This is a genomic window from Pedobacter sp. BMA, assembly GCF_001027745.1.
Taxonomy (GTDB): domain Bacteria; phylum Bacteroidota; class Bacteroidia; order Sphingobacteriales; family Sphingobacteriaceae; genus Pedobacter.
This window is the reverse complement of the sequence record NZ_LECU01000004.1, coordinates 161826-185332: the sequence shown is the minus strand read 5'-3', so window position 1 is coordinate 185332 and position 23507 is coordinate 161826. Positions and strand designations below refer to the sequence as shown.

Here is a 23507-nt window from a genome sequence, read left to right as displayed (position 1 = left end):
ACCAACAAATAAAAATATGAATTACAAATTCTGGCAAAGGAAGAAAGACACTCCTAAAAAGAAAAAAACCAAAACCCGTGAGTGGGTAGACGCAATTGTTTTTGCGGTTGTTGCTGCCACTATTATCAGGGTGTTTTTTATCGAGGCCTACACAATTCCTTCGGGATCAATGGAGCGTTCGCTTCTAATCGGCGATTTCCTGTTCGTAAGTAAGGTAAATTACGGTGCACGTATACCAATGACACCAGTAGCTTTTCCTTTTGCACATCACACCATGCCGCTTACCACTTCCACTAAAGCCTATTGGGATGGCGTGCAATGGAAATACCATCGCTTGCCAGGATTATCGAAAATTAAAAGAAATGATGTAGTGGTATTTAACTTTCCTGAAGGAGATACCGTTGCAGTAGAAAATCAGGAAGACAGCTATTATAACCTGGTGCGCAACCTGGGTCGCGAGCAGGTAAGAAGTACCTTCACCATTGTCGACCGGCCAGTGGATAAACGGGAGAATTTTATCAAAAGGTGTATCGCCATTCCGGGAGATGTCATTTTCATGAGCAATGGTGTTGCAGCAGTAAACAGCAAGCCCGAGCCACTTAAAAATACAGGGATGATGCCGTATCGCATTACTTTCAAATCAACTGAATTTAATATCAATATGCTTACTGATATAGGACTGGAAACAGGAACAATGCAGCAGGCAGGCGATGCGAACAGTTACATCGCCAATGCTTCACCAGAGATGGCCGAAAAATTAAAGGCATTAGACTTCGTTGCATCGGTTGAATTAAGTCCCGATCCGGTAGGGCCGGAACCAGGAGGTGTATTCCCTCACGATCCTAAGCGCGCCTGGAACAGAGATAACTTCGGACCTATTAAAGTGCCGTCGAAAGGATGGACAGTTAATATTGACAGTACCACCATGCCCTTATATTATAGAGCAATCAGGACCTATGAGGGAAACAAGGTAGAACAGGTAAATGGTGTTTGGTATATCAATGATAAGCCAGCTACTACCTACACTTTCAAGATGGATTATTACTGGATGATGGGCGATAACCGTCACAATTCAGCCGATTCACGTTACTGGGGTTTCGTACCTGAAGACCATATCGTGGGTAAAGCTCTTTTCGTATGGATGAGCTGGGATAGCACGGCTTCTTTACTGCATAAAATCAGGTGGAGCAGGCTTTTCATGGGCATTCACTAAGAAAATACTATAAAAAATTACGAAAAGGCGAATAATCGAAAGATTATTCGCCTTTCTTATTTCATAACATTGCATAAATTATCTTTTATAAAAAATTAAAAAGTTTATTGATGTTTTAAATTAAATTATTAAGTTTGATTAATCAACAAACTTTATGTCCATCATTGTAGAAAAAAGTCAGCGGCTCAAAGCTGACATTATCAAGTATTTGTACTACAAAAAGGTGCTGTCTCTTACTGATCTGAGTAAGCTGACGCATAAAAGTTTGCCATTGGTCACCTCCGTGGTGAATAGTCTGATTGCTGATGGGTATGTTATGGAGCAGGGCTTAGCGCCTTCAACAGGCGGAAGACGTCCTTTAATGTTTCTGATCAATCCCGATTTAAAGAAATACATTATTGCCATTGCGATGGATCAGCTAACCACCAGGTTAACAATTTATAATCTGTCGCATAAAATGATCATGCCAGTTCAGCTGTTGGAATTTGACATGACAGCCGAGACAAGCAATGCTGGTGACCTGGTAGCGTTTATTAACGAATGCATCGTTAAATCGGGTGTAGAAAAAGAAGCTATTCTTGGCGTTGGCATCGGGATGCCTGGATTTGTAAATGCCGATGAAGGGGTGAATCACACTTACCTGAAAGTGGGCGATGGGCTAACCATCCAGCAGTACCTGCAAAATGGGATTGAGCTGCCGGTCTACATCGATAACGACTCCAGTTTAATTGCCCTGGCTGAGTTAAACTTTGGCGAGGCCCAAAACATGACTGATGTACTCATTGTAAATATCGGGTGGGGAACAGGTTTGGGCATGATCCTGAATGGTAAGTTGTATCGCGGGAGCGGAGGGAACGCCGGTGAATTCAGCCATATTCCATTATCTGAAAGCAATAACCTGTGTTCATGCGGTAAAAGAGGCTGTATACAACTGGATACCTCGCTTTTGGTAATGACACAGAAAGCAGAGCAGGCCGTTGCGCAAGGTATTGAGTCGAGTCTGAAAAAATTATTTGCAGATAAAACCAAACATGCCAGTGATCATTTCCTTGAGGCTGTTAGTCAGCAGGATCCTGCTGCGGTTTCTATACTTGCAAAGGCGGCTTTCCAAATGGGGAAAGGATTGGCAACGCTCATCCATATCCTTAACCCGGAGTGTATAGTACTAAGCGGAAGAGGTGCAAAGGCCGGAAGAATGCTGTTGCCGCCCATACAGCAGGCCATCAATGAATTCTGTATTGCCAGGATAGCCGAGCAAACCGAAATCAAAGTATCTACGCTCACTGATGGCGCCGAATTGCTTGCCGCTGCAAGTTTAATGATGGAACATCTTCAAATGGATTAACAAAGAAACAATATAAACCAAACCAAAAGACCCAGATATGAGCGTATAAAGTCAACTAAAAATCTTAACATCTCCCAACAACATAACCTTTTACAAAACAACTAAACAATCATGAAAAAAGTCTACATGAGATGTTTAAGCTTGCTATTACTAACCGTATTAACAGTAGCAGCTTATGCACAACAAACCATCACGGGTACCGTGAAAGACGCTTCCGGCATTCTGCCCGGAGTAAGCGTATCGGTTAAGGGAACTACGAAAGTTACCCAAACCGACGGCTCTGGTAAATTTTCAATCGCAGCAAACCCAACGGATGTGTTGGTGTTTTCAGCAATTGGGTATGCCAGGCAGGAATTGCCGATTGCAGGTAAAACAACCCTGGCAGTTACCTTAGCTGAAAGTGCGAACAACCTTCAGGAAGTAAGTGTAGTCAGTACAGCTTTAGGCATAAAAAGACAGGAAAAGTCTTTAGGGTATGCTGTAAGTACTGTAACGGCAAAACAATTAACTGAAGCCGGTAACACCAACTTTGCATCTGCACTTTACGGTAAAGCGGCTGGGGTAAAAATCACAACGGCACCGGGTGGTGCGAGTAGTGCAGTAAACGTACAGATCCGTGGCGTAAACTCTATTAGTTTCAATCAACAGCCACTATATGTAGTAGATGGTATTATCATTCGCAACGACCAACAAAATGGAGCTGATGGAGCAAATAATAATAACTACTGGGGCGATCAACGTATTCGCGGTAATGGCTTGCTAGATATCAATCCTGCTGATATAGAGAGTATGACAATTCTAAAAGGAGCAAGTGCATCAGCGCTGTATGGCTCTGAAGCTGGAAACGGTGTAGTGGTTATAACCACTAAACAAGGCGTTAAAGGTAAAGGGTTGGGAATCGATTTCAATTATCAAGGTACTATTGATCAGGTAGCGTTTTTGCCAAACTTTCAAAATACTTATGGTCCGGGGTATGATAGGGCGACCAATTTAGCTAATGGGGCTACAGAAGAAGGCTGGATTGCAGATTCGACTTCACCATCGGGTTATCGCCCATACTTTCGTGCTTATGCCAACTTTGGGCCTAAAATGGAAGGACAACAAGTAAGATGGTGGGATGGTTCAATTCGTTCATATTCTGCTCAGCCTGATAATTACAGGGATGTCTTCAGAGATGGCTATACCTCAAATGCTAACATTGCAATTTCTAAACAAAGTGAAGATATCAATTACAGATTCTCAGCATCACGTTTGGATTATAATGGTACACAGGAAGGCAATAGTGGTTCAAAAAACTCATTTAATTTAAACTCTACTATAAAGCTTAGCCCTAAACTCTCAGCCGATGTTGTAGTAAGCTATGTGAATACAGTTACTAAGAATAGACCATACCAGCTAGGACAAGTGTTAGGCTCCTTTGGTGGATTTTTTAGCCGTGCTGAGGATATGGGTCTCATGAAAGAAAAATATCAAACAAGTGATGGCTATAAGTATGCAATTTATGATCAGTTGACCAGATCAGAACATTTTCTGTATAACATTCGGGCAACAAACCTCCTTGATTTTTATTGGCAACAGTTAAAAAATGAGTATACAGAAAACGAAAACCGATTAATTTCAAGTGTTACGCTGAATTACGATATTGTCAAAAATCTTAAACTTCGTGGAAGAATTGGTAATGACTATACCGGCGTGAAAACAGAAAATAATCAGTACAACGAATACCCAATTTCTTTCAATGGAAATTCAAGTACAGGGGGTTATACTGCCACACAGGGACAATATTCAATATTATACGGCGATGCATTGCTTACTTACTCGAATACTATAGGTAATGATTTTAAAGTTTCAGTAAGTGGTGGTTACACCGGTCGGAAAGAAAACTACAGAGACCAAAGTTCTGCCACAGCAAATGGTTTAGTAACTGAAAATTGGTTTTCACTGAATAACTCATTTGGTGTTCAAACAACATCTTCAATAAGAAGGGCACAAATTAAATATGCCTACATCGGCATGGCTAACTTCTCTTACAAAGACTATTTATTTTTAGAAGCAACTGGTCGTCAGGAATATGCTTCAACATTGCCACCACAAAATAACCGATATACCTATTATTCAGTTAATGGAGGCTTTGTGTTCAGCGATCTCTGGAAATTGCCGAAATTCTGGAATTACGGTAAAATCCGTGCTGCTTATGGTATGGTTGGTAATGCTGCCCCTTTATACCAGTCAAATATTGTTTATTCGCAAACGTCATTACAAACCATCAATGGTTCCGTTCCATCTCAATTAACTGCGAGCCGATATGGAAACTCAACGCTTAGACCAGAGATGAAGTATGAAAAAGAGTTTGGTCTAGAAACACGTTTCTTAAACGGAAGATTGGGTTTAGATGCGAGTTACTATGATAATAAAGTTAAGGACCAGATTACTTCTTTACAAACAAGTAGTACAGTTGGTGCACAATATCAGTTGGTAAACGTTGGCGAAATCGGTAGCCGTGGATTCGAATTAGCTTTGAATGCAACCCCAATTGTTGGTAAGTTTCGTTGGGATACGAGATTTAACTTTTCTGTAAACAGATCGAGGGTAATTTCTTTAGCAGACGGTATGTCAGAAATCAGTCCTATTGCAACTGATCAGTCAACTGCAAAGATCGTTGCTAAAGCAGGCGAAAATTTAGGTGATATATATATTCGCCCACGAAAAACTGATTCCAATGGGAACTACATCATCAATGATGATGGATATTATGTGATGGATAATAGTGTGTATGTAAAAGCAGGTAATATCATGCCCAAAATGGTAGGTGGTTTCTCGAATACCTTAAGTTACAAAAACTTTGCATTAGATTTTACCATCGACTATCGTTTAGGTGGACAACTGGTTGCACCTAACTTAAAATACATGCGTGGTGCAGGTATGTTAGAGAACTCTATGGAATTCAGAGATACCGAACATGGTGGCTTGACGTATACTTCTGGTGGTAAAACTTATCACGATGGAGTACTCCTGGCTGGGGTTAATGAAACAACCGGAACTGCCAACACCAAAATTCTCTCAGCTGCTGATTACTACTTAACAACCTATAACTGGGGTGAAGGATCTTTGACCGAAGGCGAGATTTTTGATAACAGTTATGTCAAAATGAGAGAAATTACCTTAAGTTACAAATTTCCGGCATCGTTAACCAGTAAGATGAAAATTAACAATCTTAAATTTTCACTTATCGGGCGTAACCTGTTCTACATTTACAGGACACTTAAAGATCTAGATCCGGAAGCTGTCATCGGAAACGCATGGTGGGCCCAAGGTGTAGACGTTGGTTCAACCGCTGCTGCAAGAAATTTCGGCTTCTCTTTATCGGCAAATTTTTAACCAACTAATCATAGAAAAAATGAAAAAGCTAATTATAAAAGTAAGTATCTTTTTAGTTGCCCTAAGCACATTAGGAGGTTGCAAAAAAGATCTTGAAGAATTATATAATGACCCGGAAAAATCGCAAACGGCTAGCGTACCAGGCTTATTTACAGCGATGTTAAACAATGACAGGATTGGTGCAAAATATTGGAACGTACGTACTTTTCTAACCCAAATGCCAGGTGTGTATGCGCAAACTGCATATTTTTCTAATGCAAATAGTGCCTACAGGCAAAATGAAAGTTACGCCCAGAATTATTGGGATGATTTCTATACTACCGGAGGCAATGGAAGTGGAGTAATGGCTCTTTATCGTGCCATGGAACTGCGTTATGCATCATTAGGTACAACTGAAAAAGCCAGTCAGGCAATTATTATGCAGGCTGCTAAAGTAACTTTGATTGAGCAGGCAGCTAAAATGGTAGATCTTTGGGGTGATATTCCATACAGTGAAGCGGGTAGTTTAGAAACATCCAGTACAATTAAAAATCCGAAATACGATGCTCAAAAGGCTCTTTACACAACTTTTATAGCTGATTTGACTTCTGCAGCAGCCTTTTTCAAAGCTAATGCTACAAATAAAGATTTTAGCAAAGCGGATATCCTTTTATCTGGTGATGTGAGCCGCTGGGCACGTTATGCAAATTCACTGAAATTGAGGTTACTAATGCGTATTTCGAAAACTGATGAGGCTACTGCTAAACCTGCAGTACTTGCCATGCTAGCTGATGCAACAACCTATCCTCTGGTGGATGGTGGAAATGTCGCTGCCTATACTCCTGCAAGTGCTGATATCTTATTGCAACCTCTAACAAACAGTACAAGTGATTTAAGCGCCGCATTTATGGAAGGTAGCTGGTATGCGCCTGACTACTTATTGAACACGTTGATGTTGCCTAATAATGATCCACGTATTCCCGTGATTTTTGATAAATACGGACGGACAACAAACGGTAAATTCGTTGCAAATGCAACCTACAGGGCTATGCCAATTTCATTTACTTCAGCACAGCAGGAGAGTAGTTTTGCCGATTACTCATTACTGGATTCGGCAACATTTCTTTTTAACCAAAAACTTCCAGGAATTGTAATCACCGCCTCAGAAGTAAACTTGCTTAAAGCAGAAGCTTACGAAAGATGGGGAACATCAGCTGACGCCAAGGTTGCATACGACAATGGTTTAAGACAGTCTGTTACTTTTTATTACTATCTGAATAATCTGAACCAAGGTAATGGTTACACCAACCTTACTGCTCCTGCTACAGCAACAGTTGACACATGGGTTAACTCAACATCAGCTGCTTATACAGGTACAACAACAGAAAAACTTGCCAAAATCTATACCCAGAAATGGGGACATTTAGGTGTATTGCAGTCAATGGAAGCCTGGTCTGAATATAGAAGAACTGGTTATCCGGTGTTAACTTTCCCAAACACAGGGAAACTTGCAGGGTTCGAAACCCCACCAACTCGGTTGGTTTATCCGGCTAATGAAAAAACCTACAACGCAGCTAACTACCAGGCTGTACAATCGAAAGATACAAGGACTACAAAATTATTCTGGATGCCATAAGCATCAATACTTAAATCCCGGCCTAAAAACCCGGGATTTTTATTATTATTAGCACATGAAAGTCCGCATTCTACTCTTACTTCTATTTATCAGCTGCTCGCAAACCCTATTCGCCCAAAGAGACGATATCATTCAACAATCCGCAAAGTATGAGGCACCGACCGATCCGCTGGTAAAAGCAAAGCTGGACACCTGGCAGGATAAAAAATTCGGGATGATTTTACACTGGGGCCTGTATGCCATTCCCGGAATTATCGAATCCTGGTCGATCTGTTCGGAAGACTGGATTGAACGCGATACGACCATTAAATATGATGATTATAAGAAATGGTACTGGGGTTTAAGTGAAAAATTCAATCCGGTAAAGTTTAGCCCTGAGCAATGGGCCAAAGCAGGTAAGTCCGCCGGTATGAAATACATGGTTTTCACTACAAAACATCACGATGGTTTCGCCATGTTCGATACTAAAGAAAGTGATTTCAGCATAGCCAAAGGTCCATTTGCCGGTAATCCTAAACGCGACGTAGCCAAATATGTATTTGATGCTTTTCGTAAGGAAAACTTTATGATTGGTGCTTATTTCTCCAAACCGGACTGGCATACGCAATATTACTGGTGGGATAAATATGCTACACCCAACAGAAATAACAATTACGACATTGACAAGTATAAATGGCGCTGGAACATGTTCAAGAAATATACCTACAACCAGATAGGGGAATTGATGAACAACTATGGCAGTGTTGATATTTTATGGCTCGATGGCGGCTGGGTACGTCCGCTGTCCTCTGTAAATGAAGAAGTACTTTCATGGGGGGCGCCAATCCCGAAATGGAGCCAGGATATCGATATGCCTAAAATTGCAGAGATGGCCCGGAAGGCACAGCCGGGTTTAATCATGGTCGACAGAACCGTTCATGGTCAGTACGAGAACTACCAGACACCGGAACAGAAAATACCCGAGAAGCAATTAGACTATCCATGGGAAAGCTGCCTCACCTTAAACGGAAACTGGGGCTGGGTACCAAACGATCCCTATAAACCTGCCAAAGAAGTGGTACATAAATTGGTTGAGGTGGTTGCCAAAGGCGGTAGCTTACTGCTGGGTGTTGGGCCGAAACCCGACGGTACCCTGGATGAAGGTGCTGTTGCCCGGTTGAATGAAATTGGAAAGTGGACCAGTGTAAACGGGGAATCCATTTATAATACCCGCATCACTAAAAACTACCACGACGGTAATACCTGGTTTACCCAAAGCAAAGATGGAAATACCATTTATGGTATTTTTCTGATCGATAGTAAACAGCCGAAACAAATCAGCTGGAAAGGAAATGCGCCTAAAAAAGGTACTGTAGTAACCCTGTTGAACGGTAAGCGTAAACTGAAGTGGACCACAACAGGTGATGTAACCACTATCGATTTACCAGGCAATGAGGAACAGGTTGCATGGGCATTTTCCTTCGCCGCCGGAAAAAAATAATATTGATTAAAAAATAACGGATGAATCGTTGCAGCGTGCAGCTATTCATCCGTTAATTCATATTTCAGGCAGATGCCTGTAAGCCATCAATCCCTAAACGTGCAGCCAGGTCATTCAGATCGTTGACTACAACATCGATTAAAGGTATGCCGCTCACTTTTCTTTCCTGCTCAAACTGATGTTCCGGTTCTCCTGGGATGATAACAGTTTTATCTGCATCTACAGTTTTGGCGCTTTTAAAGCGTTCTATCCAATTATCAAGGTGATTCTTAAAGTCTTGTGCCGGTCGGAAGCCGTCTACCCTCATTGCCCCTAAAAAGTGCCCTAAACCTTCACCTACCGGATTGGCTGAAGGTTCCAGGAAAGCCACAAAAGGGGGTGCCCATGGACCGTAATTTGCGCCGGAGAGTACTGCCGATAAAATGTCGACTGTTGCACTTAAACCATAGCCCTTATGGCTTCCATGGTCTTTGTCGCTGCCCAAAGGAAGCAGTGATCCTCCATTTTTCAATTCATTCGGGTCTGTTGAACTTTCTCCGTTTTTATCCTGTACCCATCCATCCGGAATACTTTTGTTTGCTCTTTGTGCAATTTCAAGTTTTCCGTTTGCTGCCGCTGCCGTAGCCATATCTACAATCACCGGAGGATACTTTCCGGCAGGGAAAGCATAACACATCGGGTTAGTGCCCAATAGTCTTTCATTGGCATAGGTTGGCGCAACCAGCGGACTGGCATTTGTCATGCTGATGCCAATCATATCTTTTTCAACCGCCATTAAAGCATGATAACCGGCAATGCCAAAGTGGTTTGAATTCTTTACCGAAACCCATCCGCTACCGTACTGCTCTGCCTTCTCGATGGCAATCTGCATGGCGAAGGGAGCAACTACAAGTCCTAAGCCAGCATCCCCATCAACTGTTGCGGTCGTTGGTGTTTCATGAACAATTCTGATGTCTGGTGTAGCATTGATGCGTTGCTTTTCCCACAAGCGGATATAGCCGCTTAAACGGGCCACTCCATGAGAGTCGATACCCCTCAAATCGGAGCGAACCAATACATCGGTTGCTAAATCTGCATGCTCATCAGAACAGCCCATTTTTTTAAATACGTTACGGGTAAATGCTCTGAGTTCGGATTCGGTAAAGGTGATGAAGTTCATTTTATATGATGACGTGTTATTTAAGGTAAAAGCAGCGTAAAATCGCCACCTAATGGTTCAAACTTTTCAATACAGGTCGACAGGAAGTCCTCGCCATAATTCACATACATTGGCGCAATGTTCATTGTCCTTTCCTGCATGGTTCCATTAGGGAAAAGGCGCTTTTTAACGTTTTCAATTTGTATTAGCGCGGTTTCGTGCTTGCGTTTTTCTGCCCTGAACAATTTCTTTTCCAGGTTGGCCAGCAGGTGATTCGTTTTTTGCTTTGCCGTATCTGTTGAAACCGAAAGTGTTTTGTCGATCTTATAGGCATTCAGTTTAATCTGATCGAAAATGCTGTTTATTGCCCTGGTTTCATCTGCCAGCAGAAGCTGGGCGGTAGAATTTTTGCGGATCCAGAGATTTTTCAATTCTTCAACAGGCAGGAAGATGTCTTCCAGACAAAAACCCAGGCTGTAGAGGTTTTGCGCACTGCGTTTATCGATTAATAAGGCCGAATTCCGAAGCAGTAAAACAGGGAAGTCGACCTGATAATGGTCGAAATTTGCTTTCAATTGCATCCAGTAGGAAACTTCAGCTCCACCACCTATATAGGCAATGTTGGGTAGTATCACTTCCTCATACATCGGGCGCATCACCACATTCGGACTAAAACGCTCCGGATGTAACTGAATTTCTGCCTTAAGCTCCGTTTCAGTGAATGAAATATCAGTGTGGTTTACCGTATACTTTCCGTTTTCAAAAATTAAACGTTCCCGTAAATTCTCCTTCAGATAAAAGAAATTAATATCCCTGCCGTTAACTTGTGTTTTATAGCCAAGCTTTTCCAGCTCCCCGGAGCTTTGCTCAATGTTTTTTGCGCTGTTATGCTCAATAATATCGGCTTCTATAATCGGTGTAAAAAGCTTTTTAAGTGATGGCTCATCGGCATTTACAATAACCAGCCCGTATTTTTCGAATAAATTATTAACCAGGTACCGTGTGGCATCAGCCAGGTTATCGTGTTCGAGATAAGCTTTTTCTACAAGTTTAGCGATGTGCTTGCCATTCTTCGAAATCCCTAAATAACCTTTGTAAGCGGTAACGGCTGCAGCTACAGTTTTGGTGCTTAGCCTTCCGGTAGCGCCATTCGTGCTTTGTATCCAGCTGATATTTTTTTCATCTACGCTAACGTGATTGATTTCTTCAAAATCATGATCCTCAGTAGCCATCCAGTAAACCGGTACAAAGTTTTTATCAGGGTGGGCTATTTTCAGCTCAATGGCCAGGTTTATCGCCGTAACAATTTTATAAATGAAGTACAACGGACCAGTAAAAAGATTTAGCTGGTGACCGGTTGTAACGGTAAAGGTATTATGGTCCAGCAGCAGCTCAATATTTCGGGTTACCGATTTATTTGGTTGCAGATGTTGGTATTGATTTCTCAGCACTGATACCAGAATATTACGATCGCCTAAGAAATTTCTTTTTTCAATTGCTTCCGCCAGGCCGTCCATATCCGGACGATAACTATAAAATGCCTTCAGGGCTTCTTCGTTATTAATATAATCAAGAACGAGTTTTGAAAAAGAACCGGTTTCCTGATAGGAGATGTATTTTGCCTGCATAATTAGCGAAAGTAGTGCAATTTACAGATAATAATAAAGCCGGCCTACTATTTTACAATTGTTAAATAAATATGAAGTCTTATGATTCGGTCGGGGCTTAGTCTGATCGGCAGTATCCTTCTGTCTATACCCACTGCTTACCCAGTGCTTACCCAGTGGTTACCCAATCGTCGATTGATTAAAGACTGGGTAACTTTTGGTTAAATTATGGCCAAGTTCACGGTAACGTAGCCCGCAATTTGGCGGAGTTACTATTGTATGCAAATAAAAAAGCCGCTTCTGAATAAACAGAAACGGCTTCTAAAAATATTTGGTTTAGTGATTTACCATTTTTTGCGGCGTTCGCCACCTTCACGGCTTCCGCCTTCTCTGCGGCTTCCGCTTCCACCTTTATCCTCACGGCTACGTCCTGAGAAATCTCTGAAACCACCGCCAGCACTTCCGCCTTCACGACTTCCGCCTTCGCGTCTGCCGCTACCGCCAGATGATCTTCTGTCGCCGCCACGGAAACCACCGCCACCGCCGCTTCTGCGTTCACCGCCGAAACCACCGCTACGTCTTTCTCCGCCACCGCGTCTTTCGCCAGCGCCTTCACCACGACCACCGTCTCCGCTTTTCTCAATACGAACCTGACGGCCATTGAATTCTACAGATTTAAACCCTTCGAAAACTTTATCAGCAACATCATCTTCTACTTCAAAGAAAGAGAAAACACCTTTTAAGTCGATTTTACCAACGCTTTTGCCAGCAATTTTTCCGTTGTTACAGATAAATGATAACATATCGCCGCGGGTAAATTCATCTACTGAACCTAAGTTGATGAATAAACGGGTGTAACCTTCGCTACCACGTCCGCGTCTTTCACCACGCTCACCTCTTTCGCCACGATCATCGCCAACAGCTGCATTTAAATCAGGTGCTTTAGAATAGTAGTCTAGGAAACGGTTAAACTCTAATGAAGCAAAACGTTTAATTACATCCTCTTTAGATAAATCTTTAAATTCATCCATGATGCGGGGAATGTACTGATCAATTTGCTCCACATTAACTTCTACATTATGTACTTTATGTACTAAAGAGAATAATTGTTTTTCACAAACATCAAATCCTGTTGGAAGCTCAGCTTTGGTAAATTGTTTACCAATGATACGCTCTAACTGACGGATTTTTCCTAATTCTTTAGAGTTGATGATACAGATCGAGATACCGGTTTTACCAGCACGGCCGGTACGGCCAGAACGGTGGGTATAACTTTCAATTTCATCAGGTAAAGAATAGTTTACTACGTGTGTTACGTTGTTTACATCAATACCACGTGCGGCAACATCTGTAGCAATTAATAACTGCATGTTACGCTCACGGAAACGTTGCATCACCTTATCACGTTGTTGCTGCGATAAATCGCCGTGTAAAGCATCAGCATTGTAACCATCTTTGATTAAGTGCTCAGCAACATCCTGTGTATCCAGTTTGGTTTTACAGAATACTACTGCAAAAATTTCAGGGTTGAAATCTACAATACGTTTTAAGGCCGCATATTTATCGCGGGCACGAACAATATAATATTCGTGTTCGATGTTTACGTTACCAGTGTTTTTAGTGCCCATGGTTAATTCAACAGGCTCGTTCATGTATTTTTTAGCAATACGGCGAACTTCTGCCGGCATGGTTGCCGAGAATAACCAGGTTTTTTTGTCATCAGGTGTAGTTGATAAAATGTCGTTGATGTCATCCTGGAAACCCATGTTTAACATCTCGTCAGCTTCATCAAGCACAACATATTTGACATTAGAGAAATCAATAGCTTTACGGCCAATGATGTCTAACATACGGCCGGGCGTGGCCACTACGATTTGAACGCCTTGGCGTATTTCACGTAGCTGTTGCATAATGTTCGCGCCACCATAAACGGCAACAACGTGGGCATTAGCAACGTTTTTAGAAAAGTTTTTAAGGTCGTTAGCGATCTGCAAGCATAACTCACGTGTAGGGCATAAAATCAATGCCTGTGGTTTGTTTACTTTAAAATCGATTAGTTCTAACAGCGGCAAACCAAATGCGGCTGTTTTTCCTGTTCCTGTTTGGGCCAAACCAACAAAATCATTAGTGCCTTCTAACAGTACAGGAATACTTTGCTCCTGAATAGGCGTTGGATTTTCGAATCCAAGGTCCTTTACGGCATTAACGACGTCATCACTTATCCCCAATAATTGAAATGGGTTTGTCATTCGTCTTTTTATTTTTTAATTGAGCCGCAAAGGTAAGGTTAATAATCGGTATTTTACAGATTATCAAGTAAATAGTTTTTTCTGTTAATTGGTTGACAATAAGCATTGTTCGCTTTTAGAGCCAACCGCGTGATCCTCATTTACCTTAATCTTTCTGCAGAACGAATCAACCTTTCGTCTTTATTGATCCCGAAAATGGCAAGAACAATGAACAATATTGCCACCGCCGGAAGATATGCCCCAATACCAAAACTTGCACCCTCAATACCTTCAGGCAGTTTTTTGGCGTAAATACTGCACCAGAAAGCAAAGCCTGTAACCAACACAATCGATACAATGGCCATACGTTTCTGAAAGCTTCTTTTTCTGAAGTTGAAGATGTTGAAAAAACAGATGATAATTACTGCAAAATTGGTAATCAGTAAGGGTAAAAAAGATTCGATTTTAGTGTTTTCTGCACCCTTCGCAACTGCAGTTTGATATAAACCTGATGTATATATGCCGGTTTCAGTACCTGCTACCTCTTTGGTTGCGATGGGTAAAAACAGCATTAATATCAAAACTATTGCTGCTAAAAAAAGCCAGATGGATTGTATTCTTTGTATCATGTTAACTTAATAAATTGTACAAATATATATTTAATTCCATTTTTCAGTCTTATCTAATAAAAGGAAAAAGTATTTTTGCATCGCTTTGAGTAAAAAAAGGTATTTCATACAAATCGCTTACGACGGCAGCCTATATCATGGCTGGCAAATTCAACCCAATGCAGTTACGGTACAGGAACTGTTGGATAAAGCCATGTCTACTTACTACCGTCAGCCGGTAGAAACACTGGGCTGCGGCAGAACCGATACGGGCGTGCACGCTACAGATTTTTATGCCCATTTTGATGTGGTATACATTCCGGAAGAGAAAGTGCTTTTGGCTGTAGCGGGGATCAATGCCATGCTCCCTTATCAGATTGCCGCAAAAAGCATTATTCCTGTCGCCGATGATGCACATGCACGTTTTGACGCCACATCAAGGGCTTATAAATATTATGTACATTTTGAAAAAGACCCTTTTAAACTTAACCGTTCCTGGTTGGTGAAGGACAGACTTGATGTTGATTTGATGAACCAGGCAGCAGCCTTATTGTTTGATTATACAGATTTTTCGTGTTTCAGTAAATCCAATACCCAAACTTTTACCAATAACTGCAAAATCATGCAGGCATCTTTCGAAGAAAAGGATGGCAGTTTAATTTTTACCATACAGGCCGATCGTTTTTTACGTAATATGGTCAGGGCAATAATGGGAACGCTGGTTAGGATAGGGAAGCATGAAATCGGGCTGGAAGATTTTAAAACAATCATCGAAAGCAGAAACCGCAGCAATGCAGGGCAATCGGTACCCGCCTGCGGTTTGTATCTGGTAAAGGTTGAATACCCGTATATAACGTGATTGAATGATAGATTTTAAGATTCACGCATTCAAAACTAAAAAACATGGCAGTAACAGGCGACGTATATAATTCAGGATTGCTTAAACGTATTTTTAAATATGTGAAGCCATATCGTGCCGTATTTATCTGGTCGGTTATTTTAACAATCCTCCTTGCTGCGGTATCGCCCATCCGTCCATTTTTGATTGGCTATACACTTGATAAGTTTATTTTTACCAACGACTATGATGGTTTGTTGCGCATGACTTTTTTGATGGGCTTCGTACTGATCTTGCAAACCCTGATTCAATACAGTCAAACCCTACTAACCAATACGCTTGGACAATCGGTTATTCGTGATTTGCGGATCAGTGTATTTAACCACATTACAAAACTGAGGTTAAAATATTTCGATAAAACACCAATCGGTCAACTGATCACCAGAACAGTATCTGACCTGGAGACCATAGCTGATATATTTTCTGAAGGGTTAATATCCATGATTGGTGATTCACTTCAGGTAGTAGCTGTTGTCGGCTGGATGTTATATATCGACTGGAAAGTAACGCTGGTGGTGCTTATTCCGGTTCCCTTACTCGTTATTGCCACCAGGAAGTTTCAGAAATCCATAAAGGTTGCTTTCCAGGAAGTGAGGAGTGAGGTAACCAACCTGAACACCTTTTTACAGGAGCACATTACAGGGGTTTCCATTGTTCAGTATTTCGCCAGAGAGCGCCAGGAATACAAGAAATTCTATAATATCAATAAGCGCTACCGTGATGCCAATATTCGCTCAAACTGGTATTACTCCATATTTTTTCCGGTAGTGGAACTGATCTCAGCCATGTCGCTTGCGCTATTAATCTGGTATGGGGGGAAGAGTATTTTTAGCAGTTCCATCACACCTGGGCTGATTAATCAGTTTATCCTGTACCTGGCTATGGTATACACGCCCATTCGTCAGCTGGCCGATAAGTTTAATACCCTGCAAATGGGAATGGTTGGTGCTGAACGCGTTTTTAAGGTATTGGATACGGATGAAACCACTATTAACGAGGGCACCGAAAAGCCAGTAAGGCTGGAAGGAAACATCGATTTCAAAAATGTGTGGTTTGCCTATAACGACGATCAGTACGTTTTGAAGGATTTGACTTTTCATGTGAATGCCGGTGAAACGGTTGCACTGGTTGGGGCTACGGGAGCGGGAAAATCTTCCACCATTAATATTCTCAATCGCTTTTATGAAGTGGAAAAAGGTGATATCACCGTAGATAGCATTGCGATAAAAAATTTCGATCTGGATTATCTGCGGAGCAATATTGCTACTGTTTTGCAGGATGTGTTTTTGTTTTCTGATACCATTCTGAATAACATTACTTTAAATAATCCGGAGATAGGTATAGAACAAGTGGTAGACGCTGCCAAAAAGGTTGGTGCTCATGATTTTATTGAACGTTTACCCGGAGGTTACCAGTACAATGTGATGGAAAGAGGCGCAACGTTGTCGGCCGGACAGGCGCAGCTGATTTCTTTCATTCGTGCTTTAGTACATAATCCGGCTATTTTGGTTTTAGATGAGGCCACTTCTTCTGTAGACACGGAGACAGAATTGCTGATTCAAAAAGCCATCGACAACCTGATGGACGGACGCACTTCAATTGTAATTGCACACCGGTTGTCGACCATTCAAAAAGCCAACCAGATCATTGTGCTTGATAAGGGCGAGATTAAAGAGAAAGGCACCCACCAGGAATTGCTGAAGCTTGATGGCTATTACAAGAAACTTTACGACCTTCAGTTTTCTTCTGAAGGAATTGCCAAAGCGTAATCCTGTTTATCCGGCAGATTTTCTTAATTTAACATCTTCAAACAATGAAGATGAAAACACTTAAACTATTTGTCCTGATCCTGATCTCCCTGTATGCAGGAAACCTTTCTGCACAACAGCAAAAATACGTGATGGTGATTCATGGTGGTGCGGGTACCATCCTAAAAAGGAACATGACCCCTGAAAAGGAAGCGGCCTATATCGCGGTACTTACACAGGCACTTCAGGCAGGTTATGCAAAGATTAAGGCTGGGAAAAATAGTCTGGATGCAGTTGAAGCCACTATTCACGTTCTTGAAAATGATCCGCACTTCAACGCGGGTAAAGGCGCCGTATTCACTCATGATGGAAGAAACGAACTTGATGCTGCAATAATGGATGGAAAAACGCTGATGGCCGGATCGGTCGCAGGCGTTACCACCATTAAAAATCCGATATCAGCTGCAAGGGCGGTAATGGAGAAATCTGAACATGTGATGATGGTAGGAACGGGTGCGGAACAATTTGCCAAAGAAGTCGGCCTGGAGATTGTCGACCCTAAATATTTCTGGACCAAAGATCGCTGGGAAGGTTTGCAGAAAGCCATCAAAGAAGATTCGGTTAAGGCAGTATTGGATCATGGCAGCAAAAAATCTGAACTTTTTGGTACTAAAAATCACGATTACAAATTTGGTACTGTGGGTTGTGTAGCGCTGGATAAAGCGGGTAACCTGGCGGCTGGTACCTCAACTGGCGGTATGACCAACAAAAAATATGGCAGGGTGGGTGATGCCCCGATTATTGGTGCAGGTACTTACTGCAACAATGAAACCGCAGGGATATCCTGCACGGGCTGGGGCGAATTTTATATCCGCAATGTGGTGGCCAAAACCATTTCCGACCTGATGGAATATAAAAACTTGTCTGTAGCGGAGGCCTCGAAAATTGCGCTGGATAAGGTAAGGGAAATGGGAGGAGATGGTGGCTTAATTGCGCTGGATGCCAAAGGGAATATGACCATGCCCTTTAATACAGAAGGCATGTACCGCGGAGCGGTTACTGCTGATGGTAAAATTGAGGTGAGTATTTATAAATAGTAAACTAACCTAACAGGCTGCCAGGGCGACCTGTTAGGTTAGCGATATTATGGATTCTGATCTTCAGGTCCGATGGCTTTGTTAACGTCAATTTCATCTTGCGGAATTTTGTATTCCCAAAGATTGTTTTGAGATGCCCGGGCTTTAAACAAGGTATAAGCAATATCGGTATAGGTTACTGAGGTACTCACCCTTGGGTTGTCCATTCCATTTCTATCCATATCGCTATCCGTACGTTTCAAATCGTAAAAACGGAAGCCTTCACCCCATAATTCTATCCGGCGTTGTACCATGATGTCATCAATCAAAGCCGAACCGGTTTTTGTAGATAATACGTAAGCAGGGTTTCTGTTTACAGCTAAAGGGTACAGGGCTGCAGCTGCAGCAGCGTTCTGTCCGCTCCGTGCTAACGCTTCAGCTTCAATTAGATACATTTCGGCAACCCTCATAAATGGAATATCTCCTGCCCGGCTGGTAACATCCTGTACCTTGAATTTCCTGTGCATGTATTTGATTACTTTAACACCTGATGCAGCAGTACCTGTAGCAGCATCAATAGCACCAGGAAAGTTTGCTTTATCCGCAGTGGTTCCATCCCACCACAATTTTTTACGGATATCAGTAGCCGCAATTTTGGCATACAACACCGAATTAATCATTTTAGGTTCAAGTCTGTTCCATGATGAATTGAAATTTCCTGATACATACGAATAGAAAGACCCATAAGTCGGCACCTGATCGGCGAGCTGGTTAGCTCCCCACATCCATTCTGCATTTGAGATAACCGTAAAACCACTTAGGTAATCGCTGTTTGTCATGAGTGAGAATCCTGTTCTGGCTTCTTTTGCATATTTAATCGCAGTGGTATAGTTTTGCATGGTGAGCGCTACCCTTGCTTTAAAACCCTTCGCAACGTTCACATTCACATGTGTTTTTGCCGATCTCGCTGTTGCGGTTTCCAATAAAGACATAGACTCGTCAAGGTCTTTGTTGATCTGACCATATACTGCTTCTACACTAGACCTGGGTTGATCTACACCATCTGTTGAAATGATGATGGGGATACCTGGCTGGGTATTTTGTTTTCCTGCCTCGTAACGTTTGCCATAAAGCTGAACAAGATTGAAGTGGCACCAGGCCCTCATTGCTAAACATTCCCCTTTAATGGCGGCCTTATCGTTAGCCGCACCATCTATTTTGTCAATGTTATCAATAATCATATTCGCATTACTGTTGATTCTGTAATACAGGATGTATGGGAATGATGACAATGCACTCGATGCACTTCGGTGATCTACCCACCTCAAAGCAGGTTTAAAGTAGGTATAAGTATTTCCTGACCATACAAAATCTTCACCCATTGCATCCATATTGAGCATCATGGCACCGTGTGCATCCTGCGACTGGTTGGAGATTTGCAGATACATTAATCGGTACATTCCGTTTACTGCGAGTTTTGCATTGGCAATCGATTCAAAAGCTGTGGTTTGCGCTACCTGATCGGTAGGGAAAGTTTCAAGGAAATCTTTTTTGCATGAAGTAAACAATGCTATGATAAGCATGAATACTGAAGTTATTTTACAATTTTTCATGTTTATTTTTTTAAAGCGTTACGTTTAAACCTAAAGAAATTACACGGTTCGGTGCATATGTATAACTCGAGTTTCCATTGTAGGCCTGTGAGGGGTCAAAGCCTTTACGGTACGACTTCATAAAAAGGTTTTCACCGGTAGCAAAAATCCGCGCATTGGTTATGGATAGCTTTTTAGTGAAGGCTTTTGGAAGATTATAATTGAAGTTTGCCGCTCTTAGATAAAGATAAGATGCATCGACTAACCAACGGTCACTGTCGTACATGGTACCTCCAATCGTTCTTTTTGGTACATTGGTCATGTCGCCGGGGTTTTGCCAGCGGTTCAGGGCATCAATATGTAAAGCCCTGCCATAAGTTCCATTGTACATTAATGATTGATAATCGCCGTCGAATGATTTGCCGCCAACCTGATAGATGAACCTGAAATCCAGTGAGAAGTTTTTATAGGTGAAGGTATTGTTGATTGATCCATAAAAGTCGGGAATGGACGAGCCAGCATAGTGGTAAAGGGCACCGCTTCCGCTGGTGGTTACCACGGTTCCGTCGGGCATGGTTTTAGTATTTGTTGCAGCAGGACCAGCCACGAACAGTTCACTACCATTATCAGGATCAATGCCGTAATAATCCCGCAACCAATAGTCGTAACGCGACTGGCCAACCATATATTTCTTTGTGCCATCGATAAATTCATCGTAAGGCAGTTTTGAAATTTTGTTGGTAAAGGTGGTCCAGTTTATACCCACATCCCATTTAAAGTTTTTCGATTTGATTGGTGTTCCGTCCAGCTGAATTTCAACACCGCGATTGTATAAGCTACCGAAATTCTGGTTCTGTGAGGTTAAACCTGATGATAAGGCCAGCTGAACATTAAATAATAAATTATCAGTATAACGATTGAAATATTCAATGTTACCAGAAATACGGTTTTTTAAGAAACCAAACTCAAGAGCAATATCCATGCTGTTGGTTGATTCCCATTGTATATCCTGATTTCCCAATATCAATGATTGTTTGATTCCTGCCTCATTTCCGTTTTTGAAACCTGTATCGTAGAAAGTCTGATAAAGATAATAGCTTCCCAGATCATCTGAACCAACCTGTCCGTAAGATGCCCGTAACTTCAAATTATCAACCCAGCTTACTTTGAAGAATTTTTCTTTACTGATTTGCCAACCTGCACCTACCGACCAGAAACTGCCCCAACGGTTCGCAGGTGAGAATTTTGAAGAACCATCAGTACGGTAGGATGCGGATGCAAAATATCTTCCATCATAGTCATATTGCAGCCTTCCAAAATATGATTCGATACTGTAATTATCCTGATAGGAAGTGAGAGATAGGATATTGGCAAAATTTTTCAGCTCCGTAGAACCTGAAACAATCTGTCCGGCAGCACTGCCAAAGTTATAGTCGTAGCGGCGCTGGTAGGATTCGTGACCTCCCAGCACATCGACATTATGATCTCCAAAAGACCGGTTATAGTTCAGGAGCTGATTGATATTGATCGTTCTTGTTGTCGAATTGGTACGGTTGCTTCTTCCATTGGAGGTTAATCCGTCGCCAATTATCGGACTATCAAACGCGTTAAACTTGTAATTATTTAAGTCTAAACTGAAGTTTGTTGTGAATTTAAAGTTCTTTAAAAAAGAAATTTCTGCAAACGTTCTTCCACTTAAAAAGTTACGTTCGGTAAAGTTTTCATTATATTCAGTTTCTGCAAGTACATTTCTTCCGGGTGCAATAGGCCTTGTATATCCTTCATCATAAACCTGGTTTCCCAAGGCATCTAAAATATAGCTTCCATCTGTATTGTGTTTATGCACAGCATAAATAGGCGCAAAAATCAGGTCGGTGTAAAACGGATTTTCCCAGATGCCGCTCGATTCGTTGCCAACCTTTGTTTTCTGTACAGAACCGGAGAGGTTGATTCCTGTTTTAATCCATTTTTTAACCTGCGTATTCATATTTACCCTTCCGCTATACCGGTTAAAATCAGTTAAAACAGAATAACCCTCATCTTTCAGATAGGCCAGTGATCCGAAAAAATCACTTTTGTTGCTTGCGCCGCTATAGTTTACATTGTACTCACTTCTCAGTCCGGTTCGTCGTAATTGATCTTTCCAGTCGAGATCTTCGGGATATATCAGCGATGCTGCAGGGTTTATCGTTCCGTTAGTGAGTACAACCTGGTTATCAGGCACATTAAAAGGATTGGAAATCAGCGAACCCACAATGTTATTCGATGCCTGTGTATTCGCGGCATCAAGGGTTGCACCTCCCGAAACGAGGCTGTTACGCATGGATTCCCATAAGAGCGGATAATATTGGTAAGCGTCAACTTTTTCGTAGTCAGAAAGTCCTCTGGAGTTTAATCCTTGTGTAGTTTTGAAGCTTAATTTGGCTGCACCATCTTTACCTTTTTTGGTGGTGATAAGGATGACGCCGTTTGCGGCTCTGGCGCCATATAGGGCCGACGCAGAAGCATCTTTGAGTATGGAAATACTCTCCACATCATCAGGATTGAGGTTATTTAAAGCGCCTTCATACGGTGCGCCGTCTACAACATATAAAGGGTCAGAACCACCGTTTATAGTACCAAAGCCGCGAACTCTAACGCTTGGACCGGCACCTGGCTGGCCACTTCCGGTTGTGGTTTGAATACCCGGAGCAGCACCTACAAGTGCCGTAGCCAGATTTGAAATTGGTCTGGATTCCAGCTCTTTGGCACTGATTGTAGAAACCGCATTGGTTAGTGCACCTTTTCTTACCGTTCCATAAGCCTGTACAACAACCTCTTCGAGCTGTTTATTTTCTACTGCTAATTGTACATTTAAAGTGCTGTTTGTACTAACTGTAACTTCTTTTGTGGTGTATCCCAGATATGAAAAAACCAGTATGTTTTCACCCTCTGGTAAATTGATGCTATATTTACCATCTGAATTTGTAATCACGCCGGTTACTTTCCCCTTCACACGCACTGAAACACCCGGCAGCGTGGTGTTGTCGTCTGCACTAATCACCACACCGGTAATTATCCGATCTACCCGAAGTACCGTAGAGGTGGTTTTTAAACTGATCACAATGGTCTTGTCTTCAATTGAATAGCTGAGTGGTTGTTTGCTGAAGATCTCTTTTAACAAATCTTCCAATTGCTTATCTTTCACATTCACATTTACCAGTTTCGATTCTTCAAGTACCTCATTGCTGTAGATGAAGAAGTAGCCTGTCTGCTTTCTGATTTCCTTAAAAATAGTTTTTAAGGAAGCATTATTGGCCGTAAGGGTGATTTTCTGTGCCATCGTTCTTCCACTAACCTGCAGTGCTAAGCAAAAAATGATTATCGCAGTAAGTTTCATGATCAAAAAAGCTCTAAACGCATAACTTGTTCTTTCTAGTTTTGTAATTGGTTTGGGCATGGGGGTGCCCGTTTGAGATTGTAGACAATCTTTCATAAGTTTGTTTTGGTTTTGGTTTATTGATAAGTTGATAAATTTTTGTAGCCCAAAACTGCTGCTTGCAGCTTTAACGAATCTTCCCGGCTGCAACCGGGTAGATTTT

At 41.8% G+C, this 23507-nt stretch carries 14 protein-coding genes; 8 read left to right on the top strand and 6 right to left on the bottom strand.

The genetic code is table 11. From position 1 onward, the window contains the following. Positions 1 to 16: 16 nt before the first annotated feature. From lepB to AB669_RS07050, 5 genes are all read left to right on the top strand, one after another. Positions 17 to 1213: a signal peptidase I gene (gene lepB, locus AB669_RS07070; RefSeq protein ID WP_047798608.1), complete on the top strand. Its 1197-nt coding sequence runs from the start codon at positions 17 to 19 to the stop codon at positions 1211 to 1213. A 154-nt stretch (positions 1214 to 1367) separates the two neighbouring features. Next, positions 1368 to 2558, top strand: coding sequence for an ROK family protein (locus tag AB669_RS07065; protein ID WP_047798607.1), 1191 nt, complete (start codon positions 1368 to 1370; stop codon positions 2556 to 2558). Between the two features lie 111 nt (positions 2559 to 2669). Then, positions 2670 to 5936, top strand: a complete 3267-nt coding sequence (locus AB669_RS07060) for a SusC/RagA family TonB-linked outer membrane protein (RefSeq protein ID WP_047798606.1) — start codon at positions 2670 to 2672, stop codon at positions 5934 to 5936. Positions 5937 to 5955: 19 nt separating this feature from the next. After that, positions 5956 to 7551, top strand: a complete 1596-nt coding sequence (locus tag AB669_RS07055) for a SusD/RagB family nutrient-binding outer membrane lipoprotein (RefSeq protein ID WP_047798605.1) — start codon at positions 5956 to 5958, stop codon at positions 7549 to 7551. A 55-nt stretch (positions 7552 to 7606) separates the two neighbouring features. Continuing rightward, complete coding sequence (locus tag AB669_RS07050) at positions 7607 to 9031, top strand: alpha-L-fucosidase (RefSeq protein ID WP_047798604.1); 1425 nt, start codon at positions 7607 to 7609, stop codon at positions 9029 to 9031. A 64-nt stretch (positions 9032 to 9095) separates the two neighbouring features. Here AB669_RS07050 and AB669_RS07045 read toward each other — a convergent pair whose 3' ends face one another. From AB669_RS07045 to AB669_RS07030, 4 genes are all read right to left on the bottom strand, one after another. Next, on the bottom strand, positions 9096 to 10190 hold the full coding sequence (locus tag AB669_RS07045; protein WP_047798603.1) for an Ldh family oxidoreductase: 1095 nt from the start codon (positions 10188 to 10190) through the stop codon (positions 9096 to 9098). 20 nt (positions 10191 to 10210) lie between these two features. Beyond that, a complete protein-coding gene (gene bshC / locus AB669_RS07040; RefSeq protein ID WP_047798602.1) occupies positions 10211 to 11797 on the bottom strand; it encodes a bacillithiol biosynthesis cysteine-adding enzyme BshC in 1587 nt (528 codons plus the stop codon). A 323-nt stretch (positions 11798 to 12120) separates the two neighbouring features. Then, positions 12121 to 14025: a DEAD/DEAH box helicase gene (locus AB669_RS07035; protein ID WP_047798601.1), complete on the bottom strand. Its 1905-nt coding sequence runs from the start codon at positions 14023 to 14025 to the stop codon at positions 12121 to 12123. 140 nt (positions 14026 to 14165) lie between these two features. Next, on the bottom strand, positions 14166 to 14633 hold the full coding sequence (locus tag AB669_RS07030) for a DUF4293 domain-containing protein (RefSeq protein ID WP_047798600.1): 468 nt from the start codon (positions 14631 to 14633) through the stop codon (positions 14166 to 14168). A gap of 85 nt (positions 14634 to 14718) precedes the next feature. On the opposite strand from AB669_RS07030, the gene truA reads away from it, so the two are divergent. The 3 genes from truA to AB669_RS07015 are packed head-to-tail and all read left to right on the top strand — an operon-like array spanning position 14719 to position 18355. After that, complete coding sequence (gene truA / locus AB669_RS07025; protein ID WP_047798599.1) at positions 14719 to 15471, top strand: tRNA pseudouridine(38-40) synthase TruA; 753 nt, start codon at positions 14719 to 14721, stop codon at positions 15469 to 15471. Positions 15472 to 15515: 44 nt separating this feature from the next. Continuing rightward, positions 15516 to 17279, top strand: coding sequence for an ABC transporter ATP-binding protein (locus AB669_RS07020; RefSeq protein ID WP_047798598.1), 1764 nt, complete (start codon positions 15516 to 15518; stop codon positions 17277 to 17279). Between the two features lie 50 nt (positions 17280 to 17329). Continuing rightward, a complete protein-coding gene (locus AB669_RS07015) occupies positions 17330 to 18355 on the top strand; it encodes an isoaspartyl peptidase/L-asparaginase family protein (protein WP_231582640.1) in 1026 nt (341 codons plus the stop codon). Between the two features lie 47 nt (positions 18356 to 18402). Here the strand turns inward: AB669_RS07015 and AB669_RS07010 are convergent, their stop codons facing one another. Both AB669_RS07010 and AB669_RS07005 read right to left on the bottom strand, forming a co-directional pair. Further along, positions 18403 to 19947 carry a RagB/SusD family nutrient uptake outer membrane protein gene (locus AB669_RS07010; RefSeq protein ID WP_047798596.1) on the bottom strand — a complete coding sequence of 515 codons (1545 nt, stop codon included), beginning with the start codon at positions 19945 to 19947 and terminating at the stop codon, positions 18403 to 18405. Positions 19948 to 19957: 10 nt separating this feature from the next. Next, on the bottom strand, positions 19958 to 23305 hold the full coding sequence (locus tag AB669_RS07005; protein WP_053058319.1) for a TonB-dependent receptor: 3348 nt from the start codon (positions 23303 to 23305) through the stop codon (positions 19958 to 19960). Between the last annotated feature and the right edge of the window lie 202 nt (positions 23306 to 23507).